The organism is Streptomyces sp. NPDC096132, assembly GCF_044763345.1.
GTDB lineage: Bacteria > Actinomycetota > Actinomycetes > Streptomycetales > Streptomycetaceae > Streptomyces.
Genome location: NZ_JBIWGA010000058.1, coordinates 1 through 26,744, shown reverse-complemented (window position 1 = coordinate 26,744; position 26,744 = coordinate 1). Strand labels below are relative to the sequence as shown.

21 protein-coding genes and 4 pseudogenes are annotated in these 26,744 nt (G+C 71.6%); 15 read left to right on the top strand and 10 right to left on the bottom strand.

The window, feature by feature from the left end:
• From ACIRF9_RS51155 to fdhF, 3 genes and pseudogenes are all read left to right on the top strand, one after another.
• Positions 1-128 (top strand): annotated as a pseudogene (locus ACIRF9_RS51155) (DUF4389 domain-containing protein); the annotation flags it as partial.
• A 41-nt stretch (positions 129-169) separates the two neighbouring features.
• A complete protein-coding gene (locus tag ACIRF9_RS51150; RefSeq protein WP_403837296.1) occupies positions 170-1,852 on the top strand; it encodes an NAD(P)H-dependent oxidoreductase subunit E in 1,683 nt (560 codons plus the stop codon).
• Positions 1,849-4,530: a formate dehydrogenase subunit alpha gene (gene fdhF, locus ACIRF9_RS51145; RefSeq protein WP_403837294.1), complete on the top strand. Its 2,682-nt coding sequence runs from the start codon at positions 1,849-1,851 to the stop codon at positions 4,528-4,530. The genes ACIRF9_RS51150 and fdhF overlap by 4 nt, the downstream gene beginning before the upstream one ends.
• Positions 4,531-5,120: 590 nt before the next feature.
• Here the strand turns inward: fdhF and ACIRF9_RS51140 are convergent.
• Positions 5,121-5,521: pseudogene (locus tag ACIRF9_RS51140) on the bottom strand (hypothetical protein).
• A complete protein-coding gene (locus ACIRF9_RS51135) occupies positions 5,521-5,856 on the bottom strand; it encodes an ArsR/SmtB family transcription factor (protein ID WP_403837292.1) in 336 nt (111 codons plus the stop codon). The pseudogene ACIRF9_RS51140 and the gene ACIRF9_RS51135 overlap by 1 nt, the downstream one beginning before the upstream one ends.
• A 98-nt stretch (positions 5,857-5,954) precedes the next feature.
• Between ACIRF9_RS51135 and ACIRF9_RS51130 the strand changes: the two genes are divergently transcribed.
• Complete coding sequence (locus ACIRF9_RS51130; protein WP_403837290.1) at positions 5,955-6,626, top strand: class I SAM-dependent methyltransferase; 672 nt, start codon at positions 5,955-5,957, stop codon at positions 6,624-6,626.
• Between the two features lie 361 nt (positions 6,627-6,987).
• Here ACIRF9_RS51130 and ACIRF9_RS51125 read toward each other — a convergent pair whose 3' ends face one another.
• The 3 genes from ACIRF9_RS51125 to ACIRF9_RS51115 are packed head-to-tail and all read right to left on the bottom strand — an operon-like array spanning position 6,988 to position 7,747.
• Positions 6,988-7,140: a hypothetical protein gene (locus ACIRF9_RS51125; RefSeq protein WP_403837288.1), complete on the bottom strand. Its 153-nt coding sequence runs from the start codon at positions 7,138-7,140 to the stop codon at positions 6,988-6,990.
• A gap of 36 nt (positions 7,141-7,176) precedes the next feature.
• Entirely contained in the window at positions 7,177-7,428 is a 252-nt protein-coding gene (locus ACIRF9_RS51120) for a DUF2933 domain-containing protein (protein WP_403837286.1), read from the bottom strand.
• A gap of 55 nt (positions 7,429-7,483) precedes the next feature.
• On the bottom strand, positions 7,484-7,747 hold the full coding sequence (locus tag ACIRF9_RS51115) for an SHOCT domain-containing protein (protein ID WP_403837284.1): 264 nt from the start codon (positions 7,745-7,747) through the stop codon (positions 7,484-7,486).
• 203 nt (positions 7,748-7,950) lie between these two features.
• Here ACIRF9_RS51115 and ACIRF9_RS51110 point away from each other — a divergent pair, with 203 nt between their 5' ends.
• The 5 genes from ACIRF9_RS51110 to ACIRF9_RS51090 all read left to right on the top strand — a co-directional run bounded on the left by ACIRF9_RS51110 (position 7,951) and on the right by ACIRF9_RS51090 (position 14,116).
• The gene (locus ACIRF9_RS51110) at positions 7,951-10,758 is read left to right on the top strand and encodes a heavy metal translocating P-type ATPase (protein ID WP_403837282.1); all 2,808 of its coding nucleotides are present in this window, start codon (positions 7,951-7,953) and stop codon (positions 10,756-10,758) included.
• Positions 10,755-11,084 carry a metal-sensitive transcriptional regulator gene (locus ACIRF9_RS51105; protein WP_403837280.1) on the top strand — a complete coding sequence of 110 codons (330 nt, stop codon included), beginning with the start codon at positions 10,755-10,757 and terminating at the stop codon, positions 11,082-11,084. The genes ACIRF9_RS51110 and ACIRF9_RS51105 overlap by 4 nt, the downstream gene beginning before the upstream one ends.
• Before the next feature lie 105 nt (positions 11,085-11,189).
• Positions 11,190-11,636 carry a hypothetical protein gene (locus ACIRF9_RS51100; protein WP_403837279.1) on the top strand — a complete coding sequence of 149 codons (447 nt, stop codon included), beginning with the start codon at positions 11,190-11,192 and terminating at the stop codon, positions 11,634-11,636.
• A 102-nt stretch (positions 11,637-11,738) separates the two neighbouring features.
• Entirely contained in the window at positions 11,739-13,280 is a 1,542-nt protein-coding gene (locus ACIRF9_RS51095) for a multicopper oxidase family protein (RefSeq protein WP_403837298.1), read from the top strand.
• A 428-nt stretch (positions 13,281-13,708) separates the two neighbouring features.
• Positions 13,709-14,116 (top strand): PadR family transcriptional regulator, encoded by a 408-nt coding sequence (locus tag ACIRF9_RS51090; protein ID WP_403837278.1) that lies wholly within the window; start codon positions 13,709-13,711, stop codon positions 14,114-14,116.
• On the opposite strand, the pseudogene ACIRF9_RS51085 reads toward ACIRF9_RS51090, so the two are convergent.
• A pseudogene (locus ACIRF9_RS51085) lies at positions 14,030-14,290 on the bottom strand (amino acid permease); the annotation flags it as partial. The gene ACIRF9_RS51090 and the pseudogene ACIRF9_RS51085 overlap by 87 nt on opposite strands.
• On the opposite strand from ACIRF9_RS51085, the gene ACIRF9_RS51080 reads away from it, so the two are divergent.
• Together ACIRF9_RS51080 and ACIRF9_RS51075 are read left to right on the top strand one after the other, a co-directional pair.
• Positions 14,283-14,903: an aquaporin gene (locus ACIRF9_RS51080; protein WP_403837277.1), complete on the top strand. Its 621-nt coding sequence runs from the start codon at positions 14,283-14,285 to the stop codon at positions 14,901-14,903. The pseudogene ACIRF9_RS51085 and the gene ACIRF9_RS51080 overlap by 8 nt on opposite strands.
• A 31-nt stretch (positions 14,904-14,934) precedes the next feature.
• Positions 14,935-15,336, top strand: a pseudogene (locus ACIRF9_RS51075) (arsenate reductase ArsC); the annotation flags it as partial.
• 167 nt (positions 15,337-15,503) lie between these two features.
• Here ACIRF9_RS51075 and ACIRF9_RS51070 read toward each other — a convergent pair.
• Both ACIRF9_RS51070 and ACIRF9_RS51065 read right to left on the bottom strand, forming a co-directional pair.
• Positions 15,504-15,767 (bottom strand): hypothetical protein, encoded by a 264-nt coding sequence (locus tag ACIRF9_RS51070; protein ID WP_403837300.1) that lies wholly within the window; start codon positions 15,765-15,767, stop codon positions 15,504-15,506.
• 953 nt (positions 15,768-16,720) lie between these two features.
• Entirely contained in the window at positions 16,721-17,863 is a 1,143-nt protein-coding gene (locus tag ACIRF9_RS51065) for a site-2 protease family protein (RefSeq protein WP_403837276.1), read from the bottom strand.
• A gap of 966 nt (positions 17,864-18,829) precedes the next feature.
• Between ACIRF9_RS51065 and ACIRF9_RS51060 the strand changes: the two genes are divergently transcribed.
• Positions 18,830-19,882: a class I fructose-bisphosphate aldolase gene (locus ACIRF9_RS51060; RefSeq protein ID WP_403837275.1), complete on the top strand. Its 1,053-nt coding sequence runs from the start codon at positions 18,830-18,832 to the stop codon at positions 19,880-19,882.
• A gap of 140 nt (positions 19,883-20,022) precedes the next feature.
• Here ACIRF9_RS51060 and ACIRF9_RS51055 read toward each other — a convergent pair whose 3' ends face one another.
• Together ACIRF9_RS51055 and ACIRF9_RS51050 are read right to left on the bottom strand one after the other, a co-directional pair.
• A complete protein-coding gene (locus tag ACIRF9_RS51055) occupies positions 20,023-21,531 on the bottom strand; it encodes an alpha/beta hydrolase (protein ID WP_403837274.1) in 1,509 nt (502 codons plus the stop codon).
• Between the two features lie 3 nt (positions 21,532-21,534).
• Positions 21,535-25,143 carry a CHAT domain-containing protein gene (locus ACIRF9_RS51050; RefSeq protein ID WP_403837273.1) on the bottom strand — a complete coding sequence of 1,203 codons (3,609 nt, stop codon included), beginning with the start codon at positions 25,141-25,143 and terminating at the stop codon, positions 21,535-21,537.
• Between ACIRF9_RS51050 and ACIRF9_RS51045 the strand changes: the two genes are divergently transcribed.
• The 3 genes from ACIRF9_RS51045 to ACIRF9_RS51035 form a co-directional block, all read left to right on the top strand.
• Entirely contained in the window at positions 25,039-25,866 is an 828-nt protein-coding gene (locus ACIRF9_RS51045) for an ATP-binding protein (protein ID WP_403837272.1), read from the top strand. The two genes, ACIRF9_RS51050 and ACIRF9_RS51045, sit on opposite strands and share 105 nt — an antisense overlap.
• A 12-nt stretch (positions 25,867-25,878) precedes the next feature.
• The gene (locus tag ACIRF9_RS51040; protein WP_403837271.1) at positions 25,879-26,205 is read left to right on the top strand and encodes a rhodanese-like domain-containing protein; all 327 of its coding nucleotides are present in this window, start codon (positions 25,879-25,881) and stop codon (positions 26,203-26,205) included.
• 50 nt (positions 26,206-26,255) lie between these two features.
• Positions 26,256-26,744, top strand: a 489-nt coding sequence (locus tag ACIRF9_RS51035) for an FAD-dependent oxidoreductase (protein WP_403837270.1), incomplete at its 3' end; no start/stop codon positions are given.

Below are 26,744 nucleotides of genomic sequence, written 5' to 3'. Positions count from 1 at the left end.
TGATCACGGGCCTGAACCGGTGGGTGCTGCGGGTCGTCGCCTACGCCGCCCTGATGACGGACGCCTATCCCCCGTTCCGCCTCGACATGGGCGGCGACGAACCGATCGCCCTGCGCAAGGCGCCGTGAGCCGGGATGCGGTCTGGTCCGGCCGCCGCGACGATGAGGACATGGTTCCCGACGGTCCTGCCGACCGTTTCGACGCTTTCCGGGCCCTGGCCGGCCGGCATGGGCGGGCCGGAGGACTGATCGAGCCGTTGGCCGAGGCCAGGGCCACCGCCTCGGACGGCCCGGAGGTCTGGGCACCGTCCGTGGCGGCGCGCGCCGGACTACCCGGTGCCGCCGCGCTCGGACCGGCCAGTTACTACGCCGACCTCGCGGCCCCGCACGGCCGCCGCCACGTCCGGGTGTGCACCGCGACGGCGTGTTTCGCGGTGCGGGCCGGACGGCACCTCGTGGATGTGGAGGACGAGTTGGGAGTCTCGCCCGGCACGGTCTCGCCGAACGGTGACGTCTCGCTACAGGCGGTCCGCTGTCTCGGGTACTGCTACGCGGGGCCCGCCGCGCTCGACGGCGACGTACCGTGCACGGGTTCCAGCCTCTCCGCTCAGCTCGCGGGGCGGGAGTCGCCCAGGGCGTCGGCGATCCCCGCGAGCGACGACACGGGCGATCCGGTCCTGCTGGGCGGTGTTCTGGCAGGTGAGCGCGCGTGGCAGGTGTGGCCGGAGGCAGTGACGGCGGGCTCTCCGCAGGACATCCACCGGGAGGTGGCGGTGTCGGGGCTGCGGGGACGTGGTGGTGCCGGTTTCCGGGTGGCGGCGAAGTGGGAGGCGGTCGGCCGCGCGCTCGGCACCGTGGTCGTGGCCAACGGCGACGAGGGCGATCCGGGATCGTACGCCGACAGGTTGCTCATGGAGGCCGACCCGGGGCGGGTGCTGGAGGGACTGGCCCTGGCCTGCTTCGCCTGCGGCGCCCGCCGGGGTGTGGTGCTGGTGCGCTCCGAGTACCCGGCGGCTCTGGCACGGATGCGCGACGCGGTGGGGCGGGCCTACGCCGAGGGCCATCTCGGCCCGTCGGTGCACGGAACGGCCACCGGCCTGGACATTCAGGTCCTCGAAGGCGCCGGCTCCTACGTCGCCGGTGAGGAGACGGCGCTCATCGCGGGGTTGGAGGGCGGTCGTGGCTGCGCCCGCTCCCGCCCTCCGTATCCGACCGAGCGCGGTCTGTGGGACGCGCCGACCGTGGTCAACAACGTCGAGACGCTGGCGGCCGTCCCGTGGATCGTGCGGCGCGGCGGAGCGGCGTACGCCCGGCGCGGCACGCCCGCCGAGACGGGGACCAAGCTGGTCTGCCTCTCCGAACGGTTCGCCCGGCCGGGGTGCCACGAGGTCGAGATCGGCACGCCGGTACGGCGGATCGTCGTCGAACTCGGCGGTGGTCTCAAGGACGGCGCCGACCTGGCCGCGCTCCAGGTCGGCGGACCGCTGGGCGGTTTCCTCGCCCCGGACGCGCTGGACGTCCCGCTGTCGGAGGAGGGGCTGTCGGCCCGGGGGGCCGCCCTCGGTCATGCCGGGCTGGTCGCCTTCGACCATCGTGTGACACCGCGGGAGGTGCTGCGGCACGTGTGGGAGTTCGCCGCGGCCGAGAGCTGCGGTGCGTGCTCTCCGTGCCGGGTCGGCTCGCGCCGCGGCCTGGAGTGGGCGTCCGGCGGCGCTCCGCCGGGCCGGGAGTGGGAGCGGCTGTCCCGGGTGCTGGCCGAGGCGAGCCTGTGCGCCTTCGGGCGGCGGATCCCGCCCGCCGTGCGCAGCCTCGCCCGCGCCTACGGGGACCGACTGGCGGGATGGGCCCCATGACCTGGATCGAAATCGACGGCATCGGTATGGAGGTGCCCGAGGGGGCGTCCCTGCTCGAAGCCGTGCGGGCGGCCGGGACCGAACTGCCCGCACTGTGCTCCGACGACCGGCTCAGCCCTGCCGGGTCGTGCCGTACCTGTCTCGTGCGAGCGGACGGGCGGGTCGTCGCGGCGTGCGTCACCCCCGCCTCCCAAGGTGCCCGCGTCGAAACCGCCACCGCCGATCTCGCCCGCCTGCGCAGGGACGCGGTGGAGCTCATCGCCTCCGCTCTGCCGCCCCGGGCACTCGCCGACGACAACCCGAGCGAACTCGCCCGGACCTGCCGGTCCCTGGGCATCGCCCCCGAGACGGCGCGGGGTGCCGACGACCAGGGCGGGGACGACTCCCACCCGTACGTCCATCTCGACCGGGACCTGTGCATCGCCTGCGGCCGGTGTGTGCGGATGTGCTCCGAGGTACAGGGGACCTTCGCCCTCACCCTGGTCGGCAGAGGCGGTGACACGGTCGTGGCCCCCGGCACCGGCGGCCCCTGGGCCGAGTCGGACTGCGTCGCGTGCGGAGGCTGCGTCGACAGCTGTCCCACGGGGGCGATCACCCAGCCGGGGCCCGCGCGAGGACTCACCTCCGGCATCCGTCCCGCAGCAGCGCCGACGCGCACGACCTGCGGCTACTGCGGCGTGGGCTGCGCCCTCGACGTGGTGGTCCGGGACGGTAGGATCGCTGCGGTGCTGCCCGCTCGGGACGGCCCGGTCAACCAGGGGCACGCGTGCGTGAAGGGCCGCTTCTCCCATGGTTTCCGCACCTCGCCCGAGCGGCTCACCCGGCCGCTTCTGCGGCGCGGTGGCGTCCTGGAGCCGGTCGGCTGGGACGAGGCGCTGGCCCACGTCGCGCGGGGGCTGCGCGCGGCCGTCGAGGCAGGCGGCCCCGACGCCGTCGCGGCGATCTCCTCCGCCCGCGCCACCAACGAGGACAACTACCTGGTCCAGAAGTTCATGCGAGTCGTCCTCGGCACCAACAACGTCGACAACTGCTCCCGCCTGTGCCACTCTCCGTCCGCCGCCGGCCTCACGGCGTCGTTCGGCCTCTCCGGTGGCACCGACAGTTTCGACGACGTGCAGCGGGCCGACTGTCTGCTGGTGGTCGGGGCCAATCCCGTCGAGGCCCACCCGGTGGTCGGAGCGCGGCTGCTCAACCGGGTGCTGCACGGGGCCGCGCTGGTGGTGGCCGACCCGCGCGCCGTCGGCCTGGCCCGGCACGCCGACGTACACCTGCGGCCCCGCCCCGGCACCAACGTGGCGCTCTTCCACGGGCTCGCGCACATCCTGCTCGCCGAAGGGCTGACCGACGAGGAGTTCCTGCGCGAGCGGGCCACCGGCCTACCGGAGCTCACCGCGCTGCTGGCCGACCACCCGCCCGAACGGGTCGCGGACATCACGGGCGTACCGACCACGGACCTGGTCGCCGCCGCCCGCCTGTACGGGAGGGCCGAGCGGCCGTCCATCGTCTACGGCCTGGGCGTCACCGAGCACCTGCACGGCACCGACGGCGTGCGCTCCCTGGCCAACCTGGCCATCCTGCGGGGTGCCGTGGGAAGCGACCGCGGCTACGGAGTCAACCCGCTGCGCGGCCAGAACAACGTCCAGGGCGCCTCCGACATGGGCGCGCTGCCGGACGTCCTGCCCGGGTACGGCAAGCTGACCGACCCGGCCGTCCGCGCGCGGGCGGAGAAGGTCTGGGAGGCACGGGTGCCCGAGCGGCCGGGCCTGCGCATCCCGGACATGTTCGCCGCCGCGCGAGCCGGAGACCTGCGGGCACTGTGGATCATCGGCGAGGACGTCTGCGCCACCGATCCCGACACCAACCGGGTCACACAGGCCCTGGACGCCTGCCCGCTCGTCGTCTGCAACGAGCTGTTCCTGTCCGAGACCGCCCGGCATGCCGATGTCGTACTCCCCGCCGCCTCGTGGCTGGAGAAGGACGGCACCTTCGTCAACTTCGACCGCCGGTTCCAGCGGGTCCGCCCCGCCGTGCCCCCGCCCGGAGAGGCCCGCACCGACTTCGACATCGTGCGGAACCTCGCCGCAGCCATGGGAGCCGACCTCGGGTGCGCGACTCCAGCCGAGGCTCTCTCCGAGTGCGGTCGGCTCGCGCCCGTCTTCGCCGGGCTCTCCCACGACCGGCTGGACCGCGAGGGCGCCGTGCCGTGGCCCTGTCCCGACCCCCGTCGGCCAGGCGAGGCCAAGCTGTACACGGAACGGTTCGCCACGCCGGACGGTCGGGCCCACCTCGCCGCCGCTCCCTATCTCCCGCCCGGCGAGCAGCCCGACGACGACTTCCCCCTGCTCCTGGTCACCGGGCGGCGCTGGGCGCACTACAACTCCGGCAGCATGACCCGGCACGGGGGAAACCTCGCTCTCGATCCCGTCGACTTCCTCGACCTCCACCCCGACGACGCCGGCCGCTACGGCGTGCGCGACGGCGAGCGGGTCGCGGTGGAGAGCCGGCACGGCCGGGCCGGGCTCGTCGCCCGCGTAGGTGAACAGACGGCCCCCGGCCAGGTCTTCTGCTCCTTCCACTTCCCCTCGAGCGGAGTCAACCGCCTCACCTCCGACCACGCCGACACCGTCACCTCCTGCCCCGAGTACAAGGTCACGGCGGTCCGACTGGCCGTGCCGTGACGGCGATTGGCCGAGGCGCTCGGCAAGGGGCACCGGAACCCACAGGTCAGGGCCGGAACGAGCGGCCCCTGCAGCCCTCGGTGGTGCAAGCACTGGCAGCGGTCGGCCCGCACGTCGACAGCCAGGTTCTCCCTGCCATCCGCCGCCGCTGTATGAAGCCGGACTGGACGAGTCGGTACACCCGCAGACCGCCAGGCCGCACCGGCACCCCGGCTGTGACCGCCGCGTCCGCGACCTGCCCGCTGCTCGGAGGGCTGCCGTTCACGGCACATCCAGGTGAAGAACGAGCAGCATCCGCTCTCGCGGGCCACCAGGTCGCGCACCCTTGCCTCCAGGCCCTCACCTACGCTGAGCACCAGCTCCAGCCGCAGCCTCTCGGGCCGGGACGCACCGGCCGGCCACTCGGCGAACAGCGCGTCGAATTCCGCTACCCGCGGCGGCTGCTCGGTGGTGGGCAGAGTGCAGGACTGCGGTACCCAGGTCGTCACAGTGACCACTACCGTCGTCGTGCCGCGCCCGGTACATGCGGGAACATCCCTGACGGTGAACCAGTACCCGGGTACCGGATGCAAGTCAGGCTCCCGTTTCCCTCAGCAGCAGTCGCAGCCCGGCTGGCAGCCGCATGCATCGGCCTCGGCGCCGGCGTCAGATGCCACCGCGGCTGTGGACGGTGCGCAGCAGCCATTGCCCCGCCAGGCGTTGCGGCCTTCCTTGTCGGCGATGACGGCGATCACGCGGCGATCGGGTCGACCCCGGACCAGCCGAGGGTGGTGTTGAGGACCAGACCGGCCGGGAGGACGGCGGACAGGTACGTGCACGGCAGGGTCTGGAACGAGATCGCGATGATCCTCAGGGTGCGCGGCTCGCGCGCCTCCCGTACTGCGTGGTCGGCTGCGGAGAACTGCCGGATCGTGGCCGCCACCAGCAGCCGTATGCGACTGCCGAGGACGTCGCGGCGGGCCGGTGAGGGCCCGAGGTATATCGCGGCCATCAGCCGCACCCCTTGTCGTCGGCATCGACGCACGCGCGGTCGGTCTCCACCGCCACCACGGCGCTGCGCAGGTCGTCCAGGGCGTGGCCGAGGCGTTCATCGGCGAGTTCGTAGCGGGTGCGGCGGCCGTCGGGCGCGGTGACGACCAGTCCGCAGTCGCGCAGGCATGCCAGGTGGTTGGACAGGCGGGTGCGGGAGATGCCGAGGGATTCGGCGAGGTCGGCCGGATAGGCGGGGGCCTGGCGCAGGGCGAGCAGGATCCGGCAGCGGATCGGGTCGGCGAGGGCGCGGCCGAAGCGGGCCAGCACGTCGATGTCGGAGGCAGCGGTCAGCACACCAGCGACAGTACACAGACTTCTGAATTCACGAGACCATGAACTATGGTCCGGTCAGGCTTTCGGCCTACGCTTCACTTCACCAGCAGGAGAGGACGATGTCTGTGACGGACGACGGGCAGGATCTGGCCGATGCGCAGCGGGAGCACTGGCAGGACACCTACACCGCCCACCCCGGCATGTACGGCGCCGAGCCGTCTGCCCCGGCGATCCATGCGGCCGGGGTCTTTCGCGCGGCCGGCGTCCGAGACGTGCTCGAACTCGGCGCCGGGCACGGCCGGGATGCGCTGCACTTCGCCCGTGAGGGCTTCTCCGTCCAGGCCACCGACTTCTCCGTCACCGGCCTGGAGCAGCTGCGCGACGCTGCCCGGCGGCTGGGGGTGGCGGAACGGGTGACTGCCGTGGTGCACGACGTGCGGGATCCGCTGCGCCTGCCGGACGCCTCCGTGGACGCGGTCTTCGCGCACATGCTGCTGTGCATGGCCCTGTCCACGAAGGAGATCCGCGCGCTGGTCGGCGAGGTGCGCCGCGTGCTGCGGCCCGGCGGTGTCTTCGTCTACACCGTCCGGCACACCGGCGACGCCCACTACGGTGCCGGCACCGCCCGCGGGGACGACATCTTCGAACACGGTGGCTTCGCCGTGCACTTCTTCGACCGCCCCCTCGTCGACGCCCTCGCCGACGGCTGGACACTCGATGAGGTCCACGCCTTCGAAGAGGGCGACCTCCCGCGCCGGCTCTGGCGCGTCACCCAGACCCTGCCCCGGTAGCGTCCAGCCAGCCGACGGCCGAACGTCGGTGGTCCCGCGTCGCTGCCATGCCATGCCGGGCAGCCGCGCCTGGACGCACTCTTGGCCTCAACATGGCTCCCCGTGACTGAACCTGTCTGTCTGCCGCAGTCATGAGGCCCCGGCGGGTTGGCCCGCCGCACGATCAGAGAAGCTGACGGCGAACACGGACGAAGAGCAAGGCGTTGAGGACGACCAGCGGCCACAGCCCTACGCGGCGTCAGCCATGGCAACCTCCCACGCCGGAGGCGAGGCGGGCGGGTGTGCGCCGCTGGGCGAGGCTGCTCATACGCTTCTGGTAGGTGGCCGAGTCGAGGCGGTGGTGCAGGCGTAGGCCCACCAGTCACAGCTCGGCGGCTTCCAGGGCGGCGCGCCGTCCCCGCAGGCGGGCCAGTGGTGGGCGGCGCGGTTCATCGCTGCCGAACAGCCGGGTGACGTCGTGGACGAGAGCTGTCAGGATCAGCAGCCCGATCAGTGTGGCGGCCGTTGCGGCCATGGCACTCACCTCCGGCGCCCGGGGCCCGCGGGTCGGTCAGGGCCTGCTGGGTCCGGTGGGGTGGTCTTGCTTGTGCAGCGGGCCTTCATCCCGTTCGTGGCGGTGTTGATCGGGTCCGTCATGCATGTCCTGGCCGTGCATGGCGCGCATCATGAAGAACATCATCAGCGGGCAGGCCACGAGGACCGCGAGCCAGATCAGGTTCTGCAGCGGCGCGCCGACGATCAGGACGGTGGCGATGACGATCGCGGCGGCGAGTGTGTACAGGCCGTAGTCGCGCTTGTTCATGACCGGCCTCCTTCGCAGGAGGGCAGGTGCACCGCGACCGGTGCACCTGCGGGTTTCAGGGTTTGGTGGCGGGTCCGGCGTGCAGTGCGTTCAGGCGGCGCCGGTAGTCGTCCTCGTCGATCTCGCCGCGGGCCAGCCGCTCGCGGAGGATGTCCTCGGCCGAGGGTGTGGCCGGGGGGTGGGTGTGCTCCTGGGGCCGGTTGACGGCGCGGAAGAGCAGCACGGCGACTGTGATGATCAGCGCCCAGAACAGGACCATGCCGGCCGACATCGCGAACCAGCCCCAGCCGCTGACGCCGTGGTCGTACCAGAACATCATCGCCACTCACCTGCCTCGGCCTTGTTCCGTGGCCGAATACGGAGGGCATCCGGCGGCCTCTGCCTTCACCTGCATCGTCCCGCTGCCCGTCGTGGTGGTCTGGGGCCGGATGGTCCAGGACCGGTGGGCCATTGCGCCCCTACCAGGTAGGGGTAGTCCGGGCGCAGGCTGGAGGGTGAACGGACAAGGGAGGCGAGCAGCGCATGGGTGCCCTCGAAGTCGTCGTCATCCTGGCCTCGGCCGTGCTGATCGCCGCGCTCGGCTGGTACTTCTTCGGACCACGCCGCGCCGGTGCCGCCCAGCTGGAAGGCGGCGTGCAGCGGGTCGAGGTCACCGTGCGGGGCGGCTACAGCCCCGATCTGATCAAGGTCCGCCAAGGCACCCCGGTGGAGCTGGTCTTCGACCGGCAAGAGGCCGGCGAGTGCACTTCCCGTGTGGTCTTCCCCGACCTGATGGTCGGGGCGGGCCTGCCTGCCCACACCCGCACCACGGTGCGGTTGAACCCCGACCGTCAGGGCTCCTTCGGGTTCGCCTGCGGCATGAACATGATCCACGGCACGCTGCTGGTCGAACCTGCGGAAGGCTCCGCACCGCCTGCCCCGGACGGCCACGGCACCACAACCGCGCCTCCTCCTGCTCCTCCCGTGACCGGCGGGCCGCCGTCGGGGGAGGAACGGACGGCGGCCGAGGCGGAGGCAGCGGACGTCGCCGAGCGGCAGGCGGAGATCCAGGACCTCACCCGCAGAGTGCTGCTGGGTGCGGTCCTCACCGCCCCCGTGCTGTTCGCGGTGATGGCACACGAACTGTTCGGCGCCGACTGGGTGCCCGCCTGGATGCTGAACCACTGGCTGCAGCTGGCGCTCATCACGCCGGTGATGTTCTACACCGGATGGCCGATCCATGTGACGGGCTGGCTGACCCTGCGCCACCGGGCCGCCGACATGAACTCCCTGATCACCCTCGGCACGAGTGCCGCCTACGGCTACAGCCTCCTCGTCACCCTGGCCCCCGGCCTGCTGCCCGAGGACGTGCGGGAGGTCTACTTCGAGGCCGTCGGCGTCATCCTGACCCTGATCCTGCTCGGACGGCTGCTCGAGGCCCGCGCGAAGGCCGGCACCGGCGAGGCCATCCGTGCCCTGCTGGGCCTGCAGGCCCGCACCGCCCGTGTCGTACGGGACGGAGCCGAGACCGAGATCCCCATCGAGGACGTGGTGGTGGACGACGAGATCGTCATCCGGCCCGGGGAGAAGATCCCCGCCGACGCCGAGGTGCTCTCCGGCTCCTCCCCGGTCGACGAGTCGATGGTCACTGGCGAGCCGATGCCCGTCACTAAGCACACCGGTGACACGGTCATCGGGGCCACCGTCAACGGCACCGGCTCCCTGCGGGTCCGGGCGGCCAGGGTCGGCGCGGACACGATGCTGGCCCAGATCATCCGCCTGGTGCAGCAGGCCCAGGCGTCCAAGGCCCCCATCCAGCGGCTCGCCGACGCCGTGTCGGCCTACTTCGTGCCCGTCGTGATCGCCGTCGCGATCGGCACCTTCGCCGTCTGGTTCGCGCTCGGCCCGTCCCCTGCTCTGACCCTGGCCCTGGTCTCCGCGGTCGCCGTGCTGATCATCGCCTGCCCGTGCGCCCTGGGTCTGGCGACCCCGTTGTCGGTGATGGTGGGCACCGGCAAGGGCGCCCAGTCCGGCATCCTGATCCGCTCCGCCGAGGCCCTGGAGACGGCGCACAAGCTGGACACCGTCGTGCTGGACAAGACCGGCACCATCACTGCGGGCAAGCCCGTCCTGACCGACGTCCGTCCTGTCGGCGGGTTCGACGACACCGAGCTGCTGCGTCTGGTGGCGGCGGCCGAGGCCGACAGCGAACACCCCCTCGCCCAGGCGGTCGTGACGGGTGCCCGCGGGCGCGGCCTGGAGTGGCCGGCCGCGACCGGCTTCGACTCGGTCACCGGCAAGGGGGTCCAGGCCACCGTGGACGGCCGCGTCGTCGTGGTCGGCACCGCCCGTCTGCTCTCCGACGCCGGCATCGACACGGCAGGGCTCGTCTCCGTCGCGGAGCGCTTCTCGGCGGAGGGCAAGACCCCGGTCCTCGCAGCGGTCGGCGGACGGTCCGCCGGTGTGCTCGCCGTCGCCGACACGGTCAAGGACGATTCGGCCGCTGCCATCGCCGCCCTGCAGCGTCTCGGCGTCGACGTCGTCATGCTCACCGGGGACAACGCCCGCACCGCCGCAGCGATCGCCGCCCAGGTCGGCGTCACCCGGGTGCTGGCCGAGGTATTGCCCGAGCACAAGGCCGACGAGATCCGCCGTCTGCAGGGCGAGGGCCGCACCGTCGGCATGGTCGGCGACGGGATCAACGACGCCCCCGCCCTGGCCGCCGCCGACGTCGGCCTGGCCATCGGTACCGGCACCGACGTCGCGATCGAGGCCGCCGACATCACCCTGATCTCCGGTTCCCTCGGTGGCGTCGTCACCGCGATCCGGCTGTCGCGGGCCACCATGCGCAACATCCGGCAGAACCTGTTCTTCGCCCTGGTCTACAACGCCGTCGGCATCCCGCTCGCCGCGGGCGCCCTGTACCCGCTGTGGGGCATCCGCCTCAGCCCGATCATCGCCGCCGCGGCCATGGCGCTCAGCTCCCTGTCGGTCGTCACCAACGCCTCCCGGCTGCGCCGTCGGCACCTACAGCCGCTGCCCGACACCCGGCCCACCCGCGTCCAGCCCCACGTCGAGTCAGCCGCCGGCCGAGCCCCGACCAGCAGCACGCCGACGACGGCAGGCCACGAGGAACACGGCCCCGCCTCCCAGGACGACAGCGACACCCTGGTCGCGGACCCGGTGTGCGGCATGCACGTGGACAACGCGACTGCCCCCGAACACCGGCAGACCGCGCACGGTACCTACTCCTTCTGCTCCGCCCACTGCGCCGCCGCCTTCGACGCCGCCCCGGACCGCTACACCACACCCACGAACGGCGGCACGCGCGAGGGAGGCGAACACCGATGACCACGGCTGCCACCCCGCGAGACGCTCACGGGCAGCCCCCTCAGGCGCCTGGTTACACCGGCCACAAGGCCGATCACCTGGACCGCCTGAACAAGATCGAAGGCCAGATCCGCGGCATCTCCCGCATGGTCACCGACGACCGCTACTGCATCGACGTCCTCACTCAGATCACCGCCGCCACCCGCGCTCTGCAGGAAGTCGCCCTCGGCCTCCTCGACGACCACGTCCGCGTCTGTGTCACCGACACCGCCCGCACCGATCCCACCCACGCCGAGGAGAAATACACCGAACTCAACGAAACCCTGCGTCGCGCACTGCGCCTGTAGCCACCGGTGTGGTGCGTCCGTCTCCCTCTCTGCTCCAGTCGCGCCCTTACCCCTCCCGGGTATATTGGTGGCGATCACTGTTTCACGTCAGCACGGACGGAAGCCATGACGACAGCCGACCACCGGCCGTACGGCGCTCGCGGCGCCGCGCCGCAGTGGACACGCGCTGCCGTCATCGCGTTGATGGCCGCTCTCGCGGTGCTCGTGCATCACGAAACGGCCGCCGCCGTCACGCACGTGCTGCCCGCCCGGGCCATGGCAGGCATGGGCCACACAGCCATGCCGGCCCCGTCCGTCCACACGAGCGGGCATGCCATGCCGTCGCTCACCACAGGCCCGGCCGCGATCCACGACGACGCCGGGACGTGCTCCGGCACAGTGATGCAGCACTGTGCCGCCGTCGGCGTCGACGGCATGAAACTCGTGCCGCCCCACCAGCCGTCCACCTGCGGCGCTCCGGCCTTCCCCGGAACAGCCGGCGGCCGGGACGTCCCGGGCACCACGGGCCGGGCGCCACCGGACCTTTGCGTTCTCTCTCGACTGCTGCTGTAGGCCGCGCCCGCGGCCGCGCGCACCCACGCGTGCGCGCAGCCGTCCGCACGCGCGTCGAACACAAGCGACATCGAGAAAGGGGACACCCCTGTGAACAGCAGCATGAACCGCCGCTCCGTCCTGCTGGCCGGACTCGGCGCCGCGGGCGCGGGCGCGCTCGCCGCCTGCAGCGGCTCCAGCAGCGCACCTGCCCTCATCAGCCCCTCCGGCTCAGCCGTCGCCGCCGCCGACAAGAAGCGCACCAGGACCGGCAGGACCCACGAACTGACCCTGACCGCAGCACAGGCAACGGTCAGCCTGGGCACCGGGGTCACAGCCCGGACCTGGGCCTTCGACGGGCGGATCCCGGGCACGGAACTGCGCGTCTCGGCCGGCGACACACTGGCCGCCACGCTCTCCAACCAGCTGCCGGACCAGACCGCCACCTCCCTCCACTGGCACGGCATCGCCCTGCGCAACGACATGGACGGCGCACCGCCGGCCACCCAGACCGCAGTCCGAGCAGGACGCAACTTCACCTACCGGTTCACCGCGGACACGCCCGGCACGTATTTCTTCCACCCGCACATCGGTGTCCAGCTCGACCGGGGCCTGTACGCGCCGTTGATCGTGGAGGACCCCAGGGAGCCCCTGTCGTACGACGAGGAATGGGTGGTCGTCCTCGACGACTGGCTCGACGGCGTCACCGGGACCCCGGACGACGTCTTCACCGAGCTGCAGCACGGCATGGGCGGGATGCACATGGGCGGCATGGGCGGCACGGCCAGCGCCCCCTCCGCCGCGTCCTCCGCTTCAGGCACGAGCACGGAATTCATGCTGATGGGCGCTCGGAGCCCACTGCTCGGGGGCGACGCCGGCGACGTCAAGTACCCGTATCACCTGGTCAACGGACGCGTTCCGGCCGACCCGGCGGTCTTCCGCGGCAAGCCCGGCCAACGGGTACGGCTGCGCCTGATCAACGCCGGCAGCGACACCGCCTACCGCGTCGCCCTCGGCGGCCACGAACTCACCATCACCCATACCGACGGCTTCCCCGTCCGGCACCAGCGAGTCGACGCCCTGCTGATCGGCATGGGCGAACGCTACGACGTCCTCGTCACCCTGGACGACGGCGTCTTCCCCCTGGTGGCGCTGGCCGAGGGAAAGAACACCACCGGCATGGCCGTCATCCGCACCGGCTCCGGCAGCACCCCCGAGGCAACCGTCCGTCCGGCCGAACTGGACGGCAAGCTCATGGCCGCATCGCAGCTGAACGCGGCGGACGACGTCCGACTGGCGTCGAAGAAGGCCGACCGGGTCCACCGCATCGAACTGACCGGCGGCATGATGATGTACAACTGGGCCATCAACGGCCGGCGGTTCGACATGAGCGACCCGACCGCGCATCCGATCACCGTGGAACAGGGCCAGCGGGTCCGGCTCGACTTCGTCAACACCACCGCCATGTGGCACCCGATGCACCTGCACGGCCACACCTACCAACTCGGCAGCAGCGGACCACGCAAGGACACCACGATCGTCCTGCCGCACAGGACGGTGTCCGTGTTCTTCGACGCCGACAACCCGGGACAGTGGATGCTCCACTGCCACAACGCCTACCACGGCGAGGCGGGCATGATGGCACTGGTCGCCTACCAGTCCTGATCCCCCGCACGCGCCCCAGGGTCATGGCCGTGAGACAGGGGTCGGTCGCACGGCGTGCGCGCGAGGGCCCAAGGAGGGCCCCTGGCTCAGGGCGCCGTTTCCGAGCGCGAGCGGCAGGAGTGGATCATGTGCCGGCGGCCACCGGCGATCGCCCTCGACGTCCTGTCCTTCCTCGCCCCGCCGCCACGCCGGCAGACACGCGCGCCGCGCCTGCCCGGCTGCTTCGGATCGAGCGTGCCAGGGCTGCGCTTCACCAGGTCGCCGACGGCGGCCACCTTCCGCCCCGTCGGGCGGTTCGTGGCCGGCACCGCCACTATGGCTCGTCATTCGGCTGCGGGACGCCCGGAAAGGCCTGACCCGCGCCGCAGAATCGGTTGCCGATATCGGATCCGTCACTGCCGTGCGGCAGGCGCTGGAGGTGGGTTCGGGTGCGGGAGTTCCAGCGAGGTGCGGTGCGGCTGCACATCCTGCACCACGCGGCCGAGGAGGAGATCCACGGCGCGTGGATGACCGGGGAACTGGCCCGGCACGGCTACGACATCAGCCCGGGCACGCTGTATCCGACGCTGCACCGGCTGGAGGCCGACGGGCTGCTCAGCTCCGAGCAGCGCGTGGTCGACGGGCGCACCCGTCGCGTCTACACCGCGACGGAGGCAGGCAGGAAGGCCCTGGCCGAGGACCGGCAGGCACTGCGGGAGCTGGCCCGCGAGGTCCTCGGCGACGACGCCCCTGGCCGCGGCCAGCCGGCTTCAGGAGGCCCGTCGGGCAGTGAGAGTGCGGCGGAGACCGTAGGCTGCGGCACCGACGGCCAGTACGGCGGCTCCGGAGATCACTGAGGCCGGCGGCAGGGCGAAGGCGAGGACGACACATCCGGCCAGGCCGACGACGGGGACGATCCGGGCCGGACGGCCCTCCTGCGGTGTGAGGGTGACAGCGGCGGCGTTGGCGACGGCGTAGTAGGCAAGCACGCCGAAGGAGGAGAACCCGATCGCCCCGCGCACCGTGCAGCTGCTCGCCAACTCCCTCGCCACGGTCTTCGGCCTGTGCGTGCTCATCCTGCTACTCGGGCCGGTCTCCGGCGCGCACTTCAACCCGGCCGTCACCCTGGCCGCCTGGTTCACCAGCCGCCGCCCTACGGACGGCCTCAACTGGCGGGACGTCGCCGCGTACGTGCCCGCTCAGATCACGGGCGCGATCGGCGGCGCGGTCCTGGCTGACGCCATGTTCGCCAAACCGCTGGGCGAGTTCTCCGTCCACGACCGGTCCGCCGGTCACCTGCTGCTGGGTGAGGTCGTCGCGACGGCCGGTCTGATCCTGCTGATCTTCGGCCTGAGCCGGATCGACCGCGCCACGCTCGCTCCTGCCGCGGTGGCCTCCTACATCGGGGCCGCGTACTGGTTCACCTCCTCCACATCCTTCGCGAACCCTGCGGTGACCATCGGCCGGACGTTCAGCGACACCTTCGCCGGCATCGTCCCTGCCTCCGTCGCCCCGTTCATCGCTGCCCAACTCCTTGGAGCCGTGTTCGGGCTGGGAGCTATCGCTGCGGTCTACGGCCGCCCTGCCCCCGTCCCGGATGAGGTCGCCGTCCCGAACGGCGAACCGGAACCCGCCGTCTCCTGACCGATCCGTTCTCCCGAGAAAGCCCCTTCTCATGAGCTCTTCCGCCACGCCGCGTCCGTCGGTGCTGTTCGTCTGCGTCCACAACGCCGGCCGATCCCAGATGGCCGCCGCCTTCCTCACACACCTCACGGGCGACCGCGTCGAGGTCCGCTCCGCCGGATCCGCTCCCGCCGCCGTCAACCCGGCCGTCGTGGAGGCGATGAAGGAGGTCGGCATCGACATCTCCGCCGAGACCCCGAAGATCCTCACGATGGAGGCCGTCCAGGCATCCGACGTGGTCATCACCATGGGGTGCGGCGACACCTGCCCCGTCTTCTCCGGCAAGCGGTACCTCGACTGGCAGCTCGACGACCCGGCCGGGCAGGGTGTTGAGGCCGTACGCCCCATCCGCGACGCGATCGAAACCCGCGTCCGCGCACTGATCTCAGAAGTGACGCGCCCGGCTGACGGCCAAGTCACTCCCGCTGGTTCCGGGCCCTGGTCATCTGCCGGTTGGATTCCCGGGCAGCCTCCAGTTCGGCGTCGCGCTCCTCCAGGGACGCTTTCGGTTCGACGGCCTGCCGTTCCATGCGGATGCTCGTCCGCTGGAGTACCTCGACATCAGCGGGCCAGCTGCTGGGCGCGGGGTACGAGCCGGGTGTTGCGTGCCTGCGCGTTGGCGAGGTCGGCCTGGAGCGAGGCACGGCTGACGAGGGTGGCGCCAGCCGGGTCCTGCGCGGAAGGCTCGACTTCGGCGGCGTGGACCAGGGCGAGCAGGTCGTGGTGGCGGTAGAGGAAGGCGCGGTCCGCCCCGGCCTGCAGGGCGATGCCGGAGACGTTGATGGGCGAGCCGTTCTGGGCCGCTCCTGTGAGCGTATCGGCCACCCGCCGCCGTCGGCAGTCGGTTCCGTCCTGGCGGCCTTGGCACACCGTCGTCATGCGTACATCCGGGGACGGACGTCGGGCAGGGGTTGGCCGATGAGGCACATGCCGAGCATCACGCTGCCGCTGCGGCGGACCCCGGCGACGGCCTGCTGGATCTGTGCCTGTTCCTCTGCGCTCAGGTCGCCGAGGTCGGCCTTGATCGGGCGATCAGGCGATCAGGCGCCGGACCGGGATTTCCTCGTCTGAGGCTCCGGCAAGAAGTGGTAGGACGGGCTGACGCCACGCCGCACCAACCGCCCCGACGCCTGCGACGTGCTCGTGCTTTCCGTTCCGTCCTTCAACGCGATTCGTTCCCTCGACTCGGTGCCCTGTCGTTCAGGCATCCGCGTACGTGGTCAGGCATCCGAGACGTGCAACCTCCGCAGCAGAGTTCGCGCGTCCGCGGCATCCGCCGGCCGCGGTGCCGGAGCCGTTTTCCAATCGGGATGGGTCAGGTGGTGGGCTTCGGGGACGACGGTCGCCGCCTCCCACTGGCGGCGGTCGCCGGCCCTCGTACGCGCCCCGATGTGACCACCGCGGGATGGTCTCCGGCGGGAGCCTCCGCCCTCGTCGGCGGGTGGAGAAGCCCGTCATGGTCAGCCGCTGCCGCGAACCCCAGACGTCGCACGAACGCCGCCTCGCTGCGCGCCAGCGCACTCCGCAGCTCGTCCCGTAGATCCGCATAGCCCGCTGACGCGGTTGTCTTGTCGACCCTGTTCGAGGTCGGCTGTTTCCGGCTTGCCACGCCTCGATCAACGACCGGCTGCCCATCGCCGCAGTGCGCCACACGAGCGATGCGGTTCCCCGGCGGAACGGGCCGGAGGCAGCTCGTTGCCGCGCTCGTCCGGAACTAGGTGACCGAATCAGGGCGGTGCCTGCCCCACCGTGGTGGGCCGGATGCCGTCCGGACACGGTCACCGACCACCTTGCTGCCGGGGAGCGGTGTTCATCAGCCAAGTCACGGTACGGCTGACGTCCGACAGCGAGACGATCCCGACCAACCTGCCGCCGTCCACGACCAGGACCCGGTGTTCGGCGCCCGGTTCCATGCGCGGCAGCAGATCAGTCAGTGGGCCGTCGGGCCCGACCACCGTGGTCCGCGACAGCGGCACCATCACCTCCCTCACCCTCACGGCACAGGCCGCCGCCTGCGGCACCTTTCTGGCGCTGTCCAGCGTCACCAGCCCGACCGGGACCCCGTCGTCGGTCACCGGGAACGCCGAGTGCCGGTAGCGGTAGCGCCCGCCAGTGAGGAACTCCGCGACCGTGGTGTCCGCGGGAACGGTGAGCGGTTCGGGCGTCATGGCGTCCCGCACCGGTACACCGGCGAGCACGCCGCGCAGCTGGGCCTGCTGTCCCTCGGCGGTGGCGGTCGCGATGAGGAACCAGCCGATCAGCGCCAGCCAGAGGCCGCCGAACGCGCCGTTGGTCAGGAACGTGACCACACCGAGCGCCACGAGAAGCCACCCGAAGACCCGCCCCGCCGCGGTCGCCCCTGCTGTCGCCCGAAGCCGGTCCCCCGTGCGCCACCACAGGAACGCGCGCAGCAGCCTGCCGCCGTCGAGCGGGGCGGCGGGCACCGAGTTGAAGACCGCGAGCAGCACGTTGATGCCCGCCAGCCATGCCGCCATCTCCACCACGATCCCGGACGCGGACGCCAGGTCGAGCAGCCAGACGCCGAGCGCGAAGAGCCCACCCAGCAGGAGGCTGACGAGGGGGCCGACGCCGGCGATCCGCAGTTCCGCTCCTGGGCTGGACGCCTCGGTCCTGAGCCGGGCCGCTCCGCCCAGCAGCCACAGCACGATGTCGTCCACCTCGACGCCGTTGCGTCGGGCCACGACGGCGTGCGCCAGCTCATGTGCGAGCAGGGAGGCGAAGAAGACCACGGCGGTACACAGACCGGCCGCCCAGTACACCGCCCAGGCACGCCCCGGATACGTCTCCGGGAGGCGGCCCTGCGACAGACCGAACGCGATGATGCCGAAGACGATCAGCACACTCCAGTGCACACCGACCCGGACTCCCGCGATCCGTCCCAGAACGAACGTCGCCCTCACAACGCTCTCCCCTGCTCAAGCCGCCGCCCGAACGACATCCGTCCCGCTCCGACCACGGCTTCGCCTCACCGTCCTCCGTCTCGTGGCGTCGGACGAGGCAAGTACACAGATCCCGTCGCAGGGCCGGTCCATCGGGAGTGATGTCCTGCCCACTTCCAGTACACCCTCGGACCCGCGGCATCGCGCGCCGACCGGCCCTGAACACATCTAGAGCAGCACCCGCCTCGCCTGCCTCCGCTACGGAATCGGCACGGCCCCACGGGGGTGGCGCGCCCCTGACGATGGGGGGACCGATCGCTGTCCCGTTCCGCGCTCGCCGCCATCGCTTCGGGCTGCCCTCGCCGCCACAGGTCTCGTCCTGTCCTCTTCTGCCGGCTCGCACCTCCGCGGCCGGTACGCCGTCCTGCCTGCCCCTTCCGCTGTTCCACGGCAGGACGGCTCTGGCGCCCGGACCGGAAGCGCAGTCCGCGTGGGCACCATCCACCAACAGGCGCTGACGATCACGCTCGATCTGGTGAGCCCATGCCCATCTCAACCGTTGACCGCGTGCCGTCAACAGGCCGGAGAAACACCGGCACCAGGAGACCTCCGTCATGGAAATGCCCGTCGTGACCGCGCGCACGGTCGAGGACTGCGCCTGCACCGGGACCACGTCTGCCACGCTCCGCCCCGTCACCGTGGGCGCCATCCCGCACGCGTACTGCGGCACTCGTTCCACTTCCCGGTCAGGGGCGGCGGACGGCCGCCGGGCAACAGGACGCAGCACCGGGCGCCGGTCTCACGACAGGGCCGGCGGTCAGCGGTGCGTGGGCGACGCCGCGTGGACAAACACCTGGCCACCGTCGGCGGAGCCGAATGACCGCACCGCCGCGTGCGGCTGGGGCTGACACCTGGAAGCGTGGGCCCGGTGGCCGGGGGAACCCGGACACGCCTCTGGCATTTCCGAACGACCGGAGAGGTGAGCCGATGACCGACATCCAGGGCTTGCTGGGCGACGAGGCCGGGGATCTGCTGGCCCATACCGCCCACCGGATTCCCAAGGATGACCTGGTACTCCCGGGTCATGACTTCGTCGACCGGACCGTGGCCGCGACCGACCGCTCGCCCCGGGTGCTGCGCAACCTGCAGTCCCTCTTCGACCACGGCCGCCTGGCCGGCACGGGGTACCTGTCGATCCTGCCGGTCGACCAGGGCATCGAGCACTCCGCCGCGTCGGCGTTCGCCGCCAACCCCCGCTACCTCGACCCCAGGAACATCGTCGAACTCGCCGTCGAGGGCGGCTGCAACGCGGTCGCCAGCACACTCGGCGTGCTCGGATCCGTGTCGCGGCGCTACGCGCACAAGATCCCCTTCATCGTGAAGCTCAACCACAACGAGTTGCTGACCTACCCGAACCACTACGACCAGATCATGTTCGGCAACGTCGAACAGTGCTTCGAACTCGGCGCGGTCGGTGTCGGTGCCACGGTCTACTTCGGCTCGGAACAGTCGGACCGCCAACTGCAGGAAGCCAGTGAGGTCTTCGCGCGCGCCCACGAACTGGGCATGTTCACCGTGCTGTGGTGCTACCTTCGCAATTCGGCGTTCAAGAAGGACGGCGTGGACTACTCGCTGTCGGCCGACCTCACCGGCCAGGCCAACCATCTCGGCGTAACCATCGAGGCCGACATCGTCAAGCAGAAGCAGCCGGAGAACAACGGCGGCTACCCCGCACTGGACTTCGGCAAAACCGACCAGCGCCTGTACGACAGACTCACCACCGACCACCCGATCGACCTCACCCGCTGGCAGGTGGCCAACTGCTACATGGGACGCGTCGGACTCATCAACAGCGGCGGCGCCTCCACAGGAAAGGGAGACCTCGCGCAGGCCGTACGGACAGCGGTGATCAACAAGCGGGCCGGCGGCACCGGGCTCATCACCGGCCGCAAAGCCTTCCAACGGCCCACCGCAGAGGGCGTCGAACTCCTCCACGCCGTCCAGGACGTCTACCTCGACGACAGCGTCACCGTGGCCTGACCAGCCACGCGGCCGGCATTCCTACCGCCTCGCCAGGGCGATTCCCTCGGCGGCAGCAGGCGGACCGCCATCTTCATTAAGTCCCGGCACCGGGCAGTATTCAGGACCCCTACTTGGCGCCGAAGCCGAGGAGGCGTCGTTCACCTGCGGAAGATCCAGCTTCCGGTGGTGGGGTCCTGTTCCAGTCCGATACGGGCGCCCGGGGCGTGCTGGCCGTACAGGATCGCGTGGATGTCGGCCAGGACGGGGCGGGCGGCCGCGTAGTAGCCGTGGCCGAGCAGGGACAGGTCGATACGGGATGCGTCGATGGTGTCGATCCCGGCGATCGTGGTGGGCGGGGGCGTGAAGCCCGCCCGCGGCCCCTTGTGCACGATCGCGGAACTGCGAAGCGCCTGGTCGCGAGACGAGGTGTACATGGTGACGCCGTCGGCGACGGTGTGGTAGCTGAGGGCCTCGGTCTGGAAGAACCGCCGTCCCACGTCGGCAGCGGCGAGGATCACCTGGCCGAGCCGTACGCCCTGGGTGCTCAGTGATCCTTCGGCGGCGCGCATGGCGACGCGCAACAGGGCCCGGTTGCCCATGCTGTGGGCCAGGACGTTGACGTTGTTGGCACCCGAGTGCAGGCACAGTTCCCGGAGGAACTCGCACAGATAGCGTTCGCCGTGCTGGACGGCGTCCTCGTCGGCCCAGTAGTCGCCCGTGTTGCCGCTGGAGGGCCAGCTGTAGAAGGCGGTGACTCCGGGAACCTTCAGGTCGGCGTGCAGTTGGGCGGCGCGCAGGGCTGCCTCGACGAATGTCGTGCGGTAACCGTGGATGTAGAGCAGCACGCTGCGCCGGCCGGTGGGATCGGCGGCGAGGGCTTGCCGGACCTCGTCCCACTGCGCGACGGCCGTGAGTGTCCGGTGCTGTGTGAGCGTGAAGCCGGAGGGTCCGCCGGGAGAGGTGAGCCGCTGCAGGGGAGAGAGCCTGGTCCTGCCGAGGCGCACCGCTTTGGGCACGGTCACCGAGCAGGACCCCTGATGAAGGGTGTCGTCGGCCTCGCCGTACAGGAGGGCGTCCGCCCGGGGGACCCGGTTGGTGCCGTACCAGACCTTGACCTGCGACGCCTCGGCGGTGTCCCGGCGAAGACTCACGTCGGCGTCCTCGAAGCCGTGCAACTGGGGCTGGAGCTCCTCGGGGAGGTCGAGAGCGGAGGACTCCTCCAGGGCCTGGTCGACCACGTCGTCGGGACCACCGTCGCCGCTGCTCCGCCGGTACCAGCGGAGCAGGAAAGCGTCGGCGTTGCCTCGTCCCATCCGGGCCGGCAGGCCGATGAGACGAGGCACGGTCCCGGCGAGCGTCTTGGCCTGGTCGACCTGGTAGCACGAGTCGAGGACGACGCAGTCGGGCGGATCGGTCTCCGGCAACAGCCGCAGGAGGGCCTCTCCGCCGAGTCGGCTCCCGTCGTCGGCGGTCAGCCCCACAAGGGCCCGGACGGCCGTGTCGGCGCCGACCAGGTGCAGCACGGTGCGGCCGACGGCAGCCTGGGGCAGTTCGGCGAGCGGGCGCCCCGACACCACGTCCATCTGTGCCCCGAGGATCTCCCGCAGCGCCCCCGCCAGTCCGGTCGCGGCGCCTTCGTCGAGCTCCCACAGCAGTACGGCCGTCATCGGTCACGCTCCCATGTGCAGGTAGGGCACCCAGCGCAAGGGCTGGTCGCGGTGCTCGTCGCGCAGGGCCCGTGCCGCCCGCCGCAGGGCGTGCGCGGGCTCGGCCGGAACCCCGTACGAGTAGAAGGACCGGGCGAGCTCGGCGGCCGTCCCGTCCTCGGCCGGCCACAGGGTCGCCACCACGTGCGGGAAACCGACGGCCTGGAAGGCTGCGGCCAGGTGCAGTGCCTCGTCGGCGAGCGCGGTGCCCGGTTCGGCGGTGTCGCAGGCGGACAGGTAGGCCAGCCATGGACGCTCCGGCCGAAGCTCCATGACGTCCAGCAGGGTGAGCGGTCCGTCGACCAGCGTGAGGTGGCTGAGGCTGGGGTCCGCCGGATCGCCGACGGCGTGAACGGCCAGGTGCGCGACGGTGCATCCGGTGAGCGCGCTCCGGACGGCCTCCCTGGTGGCGCTCCCGCCGCTGAGCGGGGGCGGCGTGCCGAGCAAGGCGGCGACCTCTCGTGTCTCCCGCCTGGCCGCGTCCAGGTCAGGGGCGGCGTCGACCAGCAGCACGCTGTCCGCGGGCACCGCCAGGACGTCGCCGGGGCCGGGCGCGTCACCGTCCCGTGACGCCTCGTCCGGTTCGAGCGCCCGCGGGTGATCGGCAGCCGGGGAACGGGCGAGGTGAGGCGTGGCCGTGGTCACGGCTCGAAGTGCTCGTACGGTCGGTGTGTACGAGGAGACCGCGATGTCGAGCAGATCGCCCGGAGCGTCCCGCCCGGCGGCGTGCAACGGCAGCGAGGTGAGCGGCCCGGTCGGGGACCACCAGACGCGGTACGGGCCGACGGACGGCGCAATGGTCTGCATGACCGGTTCGACGACAGCGCTCCACAGCCACTGGGACAGGGTGGTGAACTTCGTGCCGAAGCGGCGTTCGGCGGCCCTGCGAGCTCTTCCCGCGGTCTCGGTGACCTCGGTGAGCGCGTCCTGCAGAGCCCGTGACCGGGCGAGGAGGTCGGGCACGCTCAGCTTCGGCAGGGCGACCGGGCGTACCCCCTCGGCGGCCACGACCAGTGCGTCGCAGCGGTAGTCGCTGCAGTTCACGGTCACGACGACACCGGTGGGGGCCGCGGCCAGCAGGTCGGCCAGGGGTGGTGGGCGCAGGAAACGATCGAGGCCGGGCACCTCGCGGATCCTGGCGACAAGCTCGTCCCACTCGGCCGCCGCGGCATGCCGCCGGTCGCGCGGATGGGCGGGGCCGAATCGCGGTCCCCGCTCCGGTTCGGGGTCCGGCTGCTCCGCCGGGCCCGGGACACGGGTGTCGAGCAGTTCACGCAGGGATGCGAAGCGTTCGGCCAGTTCCGGTGCCTGAGCGCGAAGCCGTACAAGATCATCGTCTCGGTCCAGGGCCTGATCGAGGAGAATGCCTCTCCCTTCCTCCAGGAGCAGCAGTGCGCGGTCGTTCTCGCCGCAGTGCAGTGCGGCGGCCGCCGCGTCCGAGACCAGACCCAGAAACCTGGTGAGGCCGTGTCCCCGGTCTCGCAGCGTGAGATGGCGCGGTGTGACGCGGGCCAGCAGCTCGACCGCCGTCGCGAGCTGTTCCAGACACTGTGGCCAGTCGCGCCTGGCCGCATACAGGCCGCCCGCTGTCCACGCCGCCTCGACCCGCAACGACGGCGGGGCCTGTGGCGCCCCGGCGGCCGCCCGCAGATGGGTCAGCGCCTCGTCCGCCGACGCCTCGTCCGCCAACCGCTCGTTCCTCGCCGGTGACAGCTCGGTCGTCGGTGCCCCGCCCGCTGACCGAAGCCCTCTCAGCGCCCGCAGTTGGCAGGCCTCACCCAGATTGAACGAGTAGAGGGCGTGATCGAGGTGATCCGGCGGTGTGGTCGTGACCGCTTCGCGGAGCAGGGGGAGGGCCTCGTCCAGGTCCTCCGGCCGTTTGCGGCGGCGGTAGCGGTCGATCAGCAGGGCGCCGACGTTCGACAGGTGCTTGGCATGGTCCACGTGCCCCTGTCGGGCCTTCGTGTGTTCCAGAGCCGCTCTGCCGACGGTGAGCGCCTCGTCGAGGTCGGCGGGCAGTCCGCCACGCAGATGACGTGCGCGCAGGGCGTTGGACAGGTTCGAGGCGAACCGCGCGTACTCGGCGTGGTCGCTCTCGGTCCGGTGGTACACGTCACGCATGATCTCGACCGCTTCGTCGAGGGCCGCCGACTCCGGCTCACGGTCGTGCAGGGTCCACAGCGCCAGACCCACGTTGGTGGCGTAGCGGTGGTGGTCGGGACTGTCGGGATCGGTGAGAGCGAGGGCTGAGCGCCCGGCGTCGACGGCCTCCTTCAGGGTGTCCAGATCAGCGTTGCGCTCGTAGCGGGTCCACAGCGCCAGGACCAGGTTGGACTGGTAGGCGGCCCGCTGGTAGCGGTCGCCGGGGGTGACCTCGACGGCCCGCCGGGTCATCTCGATCGCCTCTTCCAGAGAGGCGACCGAACCGGTGTGCTCGTAGAGGAACCGCAGCGCCGAGCCCAGATTCGACAGGTACACACCGAGCCGGGGATATGCGACGTCGGCCTCCTCTACGGCTCGCCTGCTCACCGCTACGGCTTCGCGCAGGTTCGCCAGGGCGCCGGTGTTCTCGTACGACATTCGCAGCGCCAGACCGAGGTGGCTGAGCCGGGCCGGCAGGTGGGGATGCCCGTCGGGGGTGACGGCCACGGCCCTACGGGCACGCTCGACGCTCTCCCGCAGGGCGGCCGTGTCCGAGACCATCTCGTACCAGTCCTGCAGGGCCGCGCTGAGATTCGACAGGTTGCGGCCGTGGTCGGGATCACCCGGGTCCCCGGCGTCGGCCACCCTTCGCAGCAACGCGACGGCCTCCCGCAGTGTCGCCCTGTCCCCTGTGCGCTCGGCCAGATCCTGCAGCGCAATGCCGAGGTTGCCGGTGAGGTCCGACGCGTCGGGGTGGTCCGGGCCGGCCGTCTCAACCGCACGTCGCAGTTCCGCGACGGCCTCCTCAAGGACCTTCTTGTCCCCGAAGGCCACATACTGCTCGCGCAGCACCAGCCCGAGGTTGCCGAGGTGGCGCACGCGGTGCTCGTCCTCGTGGGGCGCCGCCTCGACGGCCTCACGCAGCAGCCCGGTCGCCTCCCGCAGCAGGGCGGCGTCATCCGTGCGGTCGTACCGCGCCCACAGGGCAAGGGCCAGGTTGTTGGCCGCCGCCGGACGGTCGTGCGACCCGGCGGTCGCGGCGACGGCCAGCCGTCCCACCTCTACCGCCTCCTCGCCCGGGCCGGGCCCCTGGGACTCCTCGTCCAGCTGGCGCAGAGCGTTGCACAGGTTGATCAGGTACGCACCATGGTCGTCGCGGTCCTGGACGGCTTCGGCCGCCTGCCGGAGAGCCCGTACGGACCGCTCCAGAGAGTCGAGATCGCCGGAACGCTCGTAGTCGTACTGCAGCGCGAGGCCGATCCACCGCAAGGCCGTCGCGCGCCGCACGGGATCCGTGATCACGAACGGATCCAGTCTCCCTGCCAGATGCAGCGCCTCGTCCAGCGCGCCCTCGTCACCGTCGTCGCAATAACACCGGGTCAGGACATGGACATACTCGGCGCTTTCGCCGACCTCGGCCTCATCGTCCATTCGTTCGGGCTGCTCCGTCCGCTCCGGCCTGTCGATGGCCTCCTCCTCAATCCGGTCCCACCGCTCGAACCCGTCCACCAAACCTTCCGCCCGCTCCCTCGACCTCACCCGTCGTCCGCCCGGGAGCCTACGTACACCGTTCCCTCCCGCGCCGCGTCCGCCACATATCTCTTGAAACCCCACAATGGCGCGCCGAACGCTCGGGTGACGCCCCCTTCGGCCTCAAAGGTGCCGAACGTCGCCGTCGGCTCCAGCCATGTCGATCGCCCTCGGCGCCTGCATCCCGACCGCCGACGGGGTGACCACCGCGCGGGGCCGAAGCGGCGCCCGCCTCACCCGGCCGACACCCGACGGTCCCGGCCACGTACAGGCCGGGACCGTCCCGGCGACACCCTCACGGTCACGACGTCCGCCACGCCCGCGCTGGTCAAAGTGGCCGACGCCGGTCCGGGCATCCCCGCCGAAGAGCTGCCGTACGTCTTCCAGCGCCTGTGGCGCGGAGCCCGCGCTCGCGCCGGAGGCGGCAGCGGTATCGGTCTCGTCGTCGTCAACGAGCTGATCACCGCCCACGCTGCCCAGGGCCGGGACACGGGGATCACGGCTTGTTCCCGGCCCTGGCACCGAGCCGCGAGTTGCCTGGCGGGCAAATACCCCCCGGGGTATTTGACGCCCTGCTCCGAGGAGTCGTACCGTCGACGACAAGAAACCCCCGGGGGTATTTGAGGAGGCAACCAAGTGGCTCGCGAAACAACGCAGGAGGCGTTCGCGGCGGCCTGGGCCGACGGCGGTCTGGTGGTCGACGTACGGGAGGCGGACGAGTACGCGGCCGGGCACGTGCCGGGCGCGCGACTGATGCCGCTGCGCACCGTGCCCGCCCGGTGCGGCGAACTGCCCACCAACGGGGCGGTGTACGTGATCTGCGCGAGCGGCAACCGCAGCCGGACCGGCGCCGACTGGATGAACTCCCGCGGCATCGACGCCTACTCCGTCACCGGCGGCACCGGCGCCTGGGCCCGCGGCGGGCATCCCGTCGTGGCCGGTCCGCACGAACACGCCGCCTGACCCCGTACGACACGGCACCCGCACACCGGCCAGCCGGAAGGAGCACCGCCTTGGCCGCCACCCCCTCCCCCACCGACACCCCGATCTCCGGCCGTCACCGTGTCGCCGTCATCGGCGGCGGCAGCGCCGGCATCAGCGTCGCCGCCCGCCTGCGCCGCGCCGGCGTCACCGACATCACCCTGGTCGAACCGTCCGACACCCACTGGTACCAGCCGCTGTGGACCCTCGTCGGCGGCGGCCAGGCACCCCTGAGCGCCGCCCACCGCCCCGAAGGATCGGTCATACCCGACGGCGTACGGTGGATCCGCCGCCGCGCCCTGGCCGTCGACCCCGAAGCCCGCACGGTGACCCTGACCGGCGGCGACGAACTCACCTACGAGTACCTCGTCATGGCGCCCGGCCTCCAGCTCGACTGGAACGGCGTGCCGGGCCTGGCCGAGGCCATCGGGCACGACGGGGTGAGCAGCAACTACGCGCCCGAGTACGCCCCGCGCACCTGGGAGCTGATCCGGCGGACGCGCTCGGGCACGGCCGTCTTC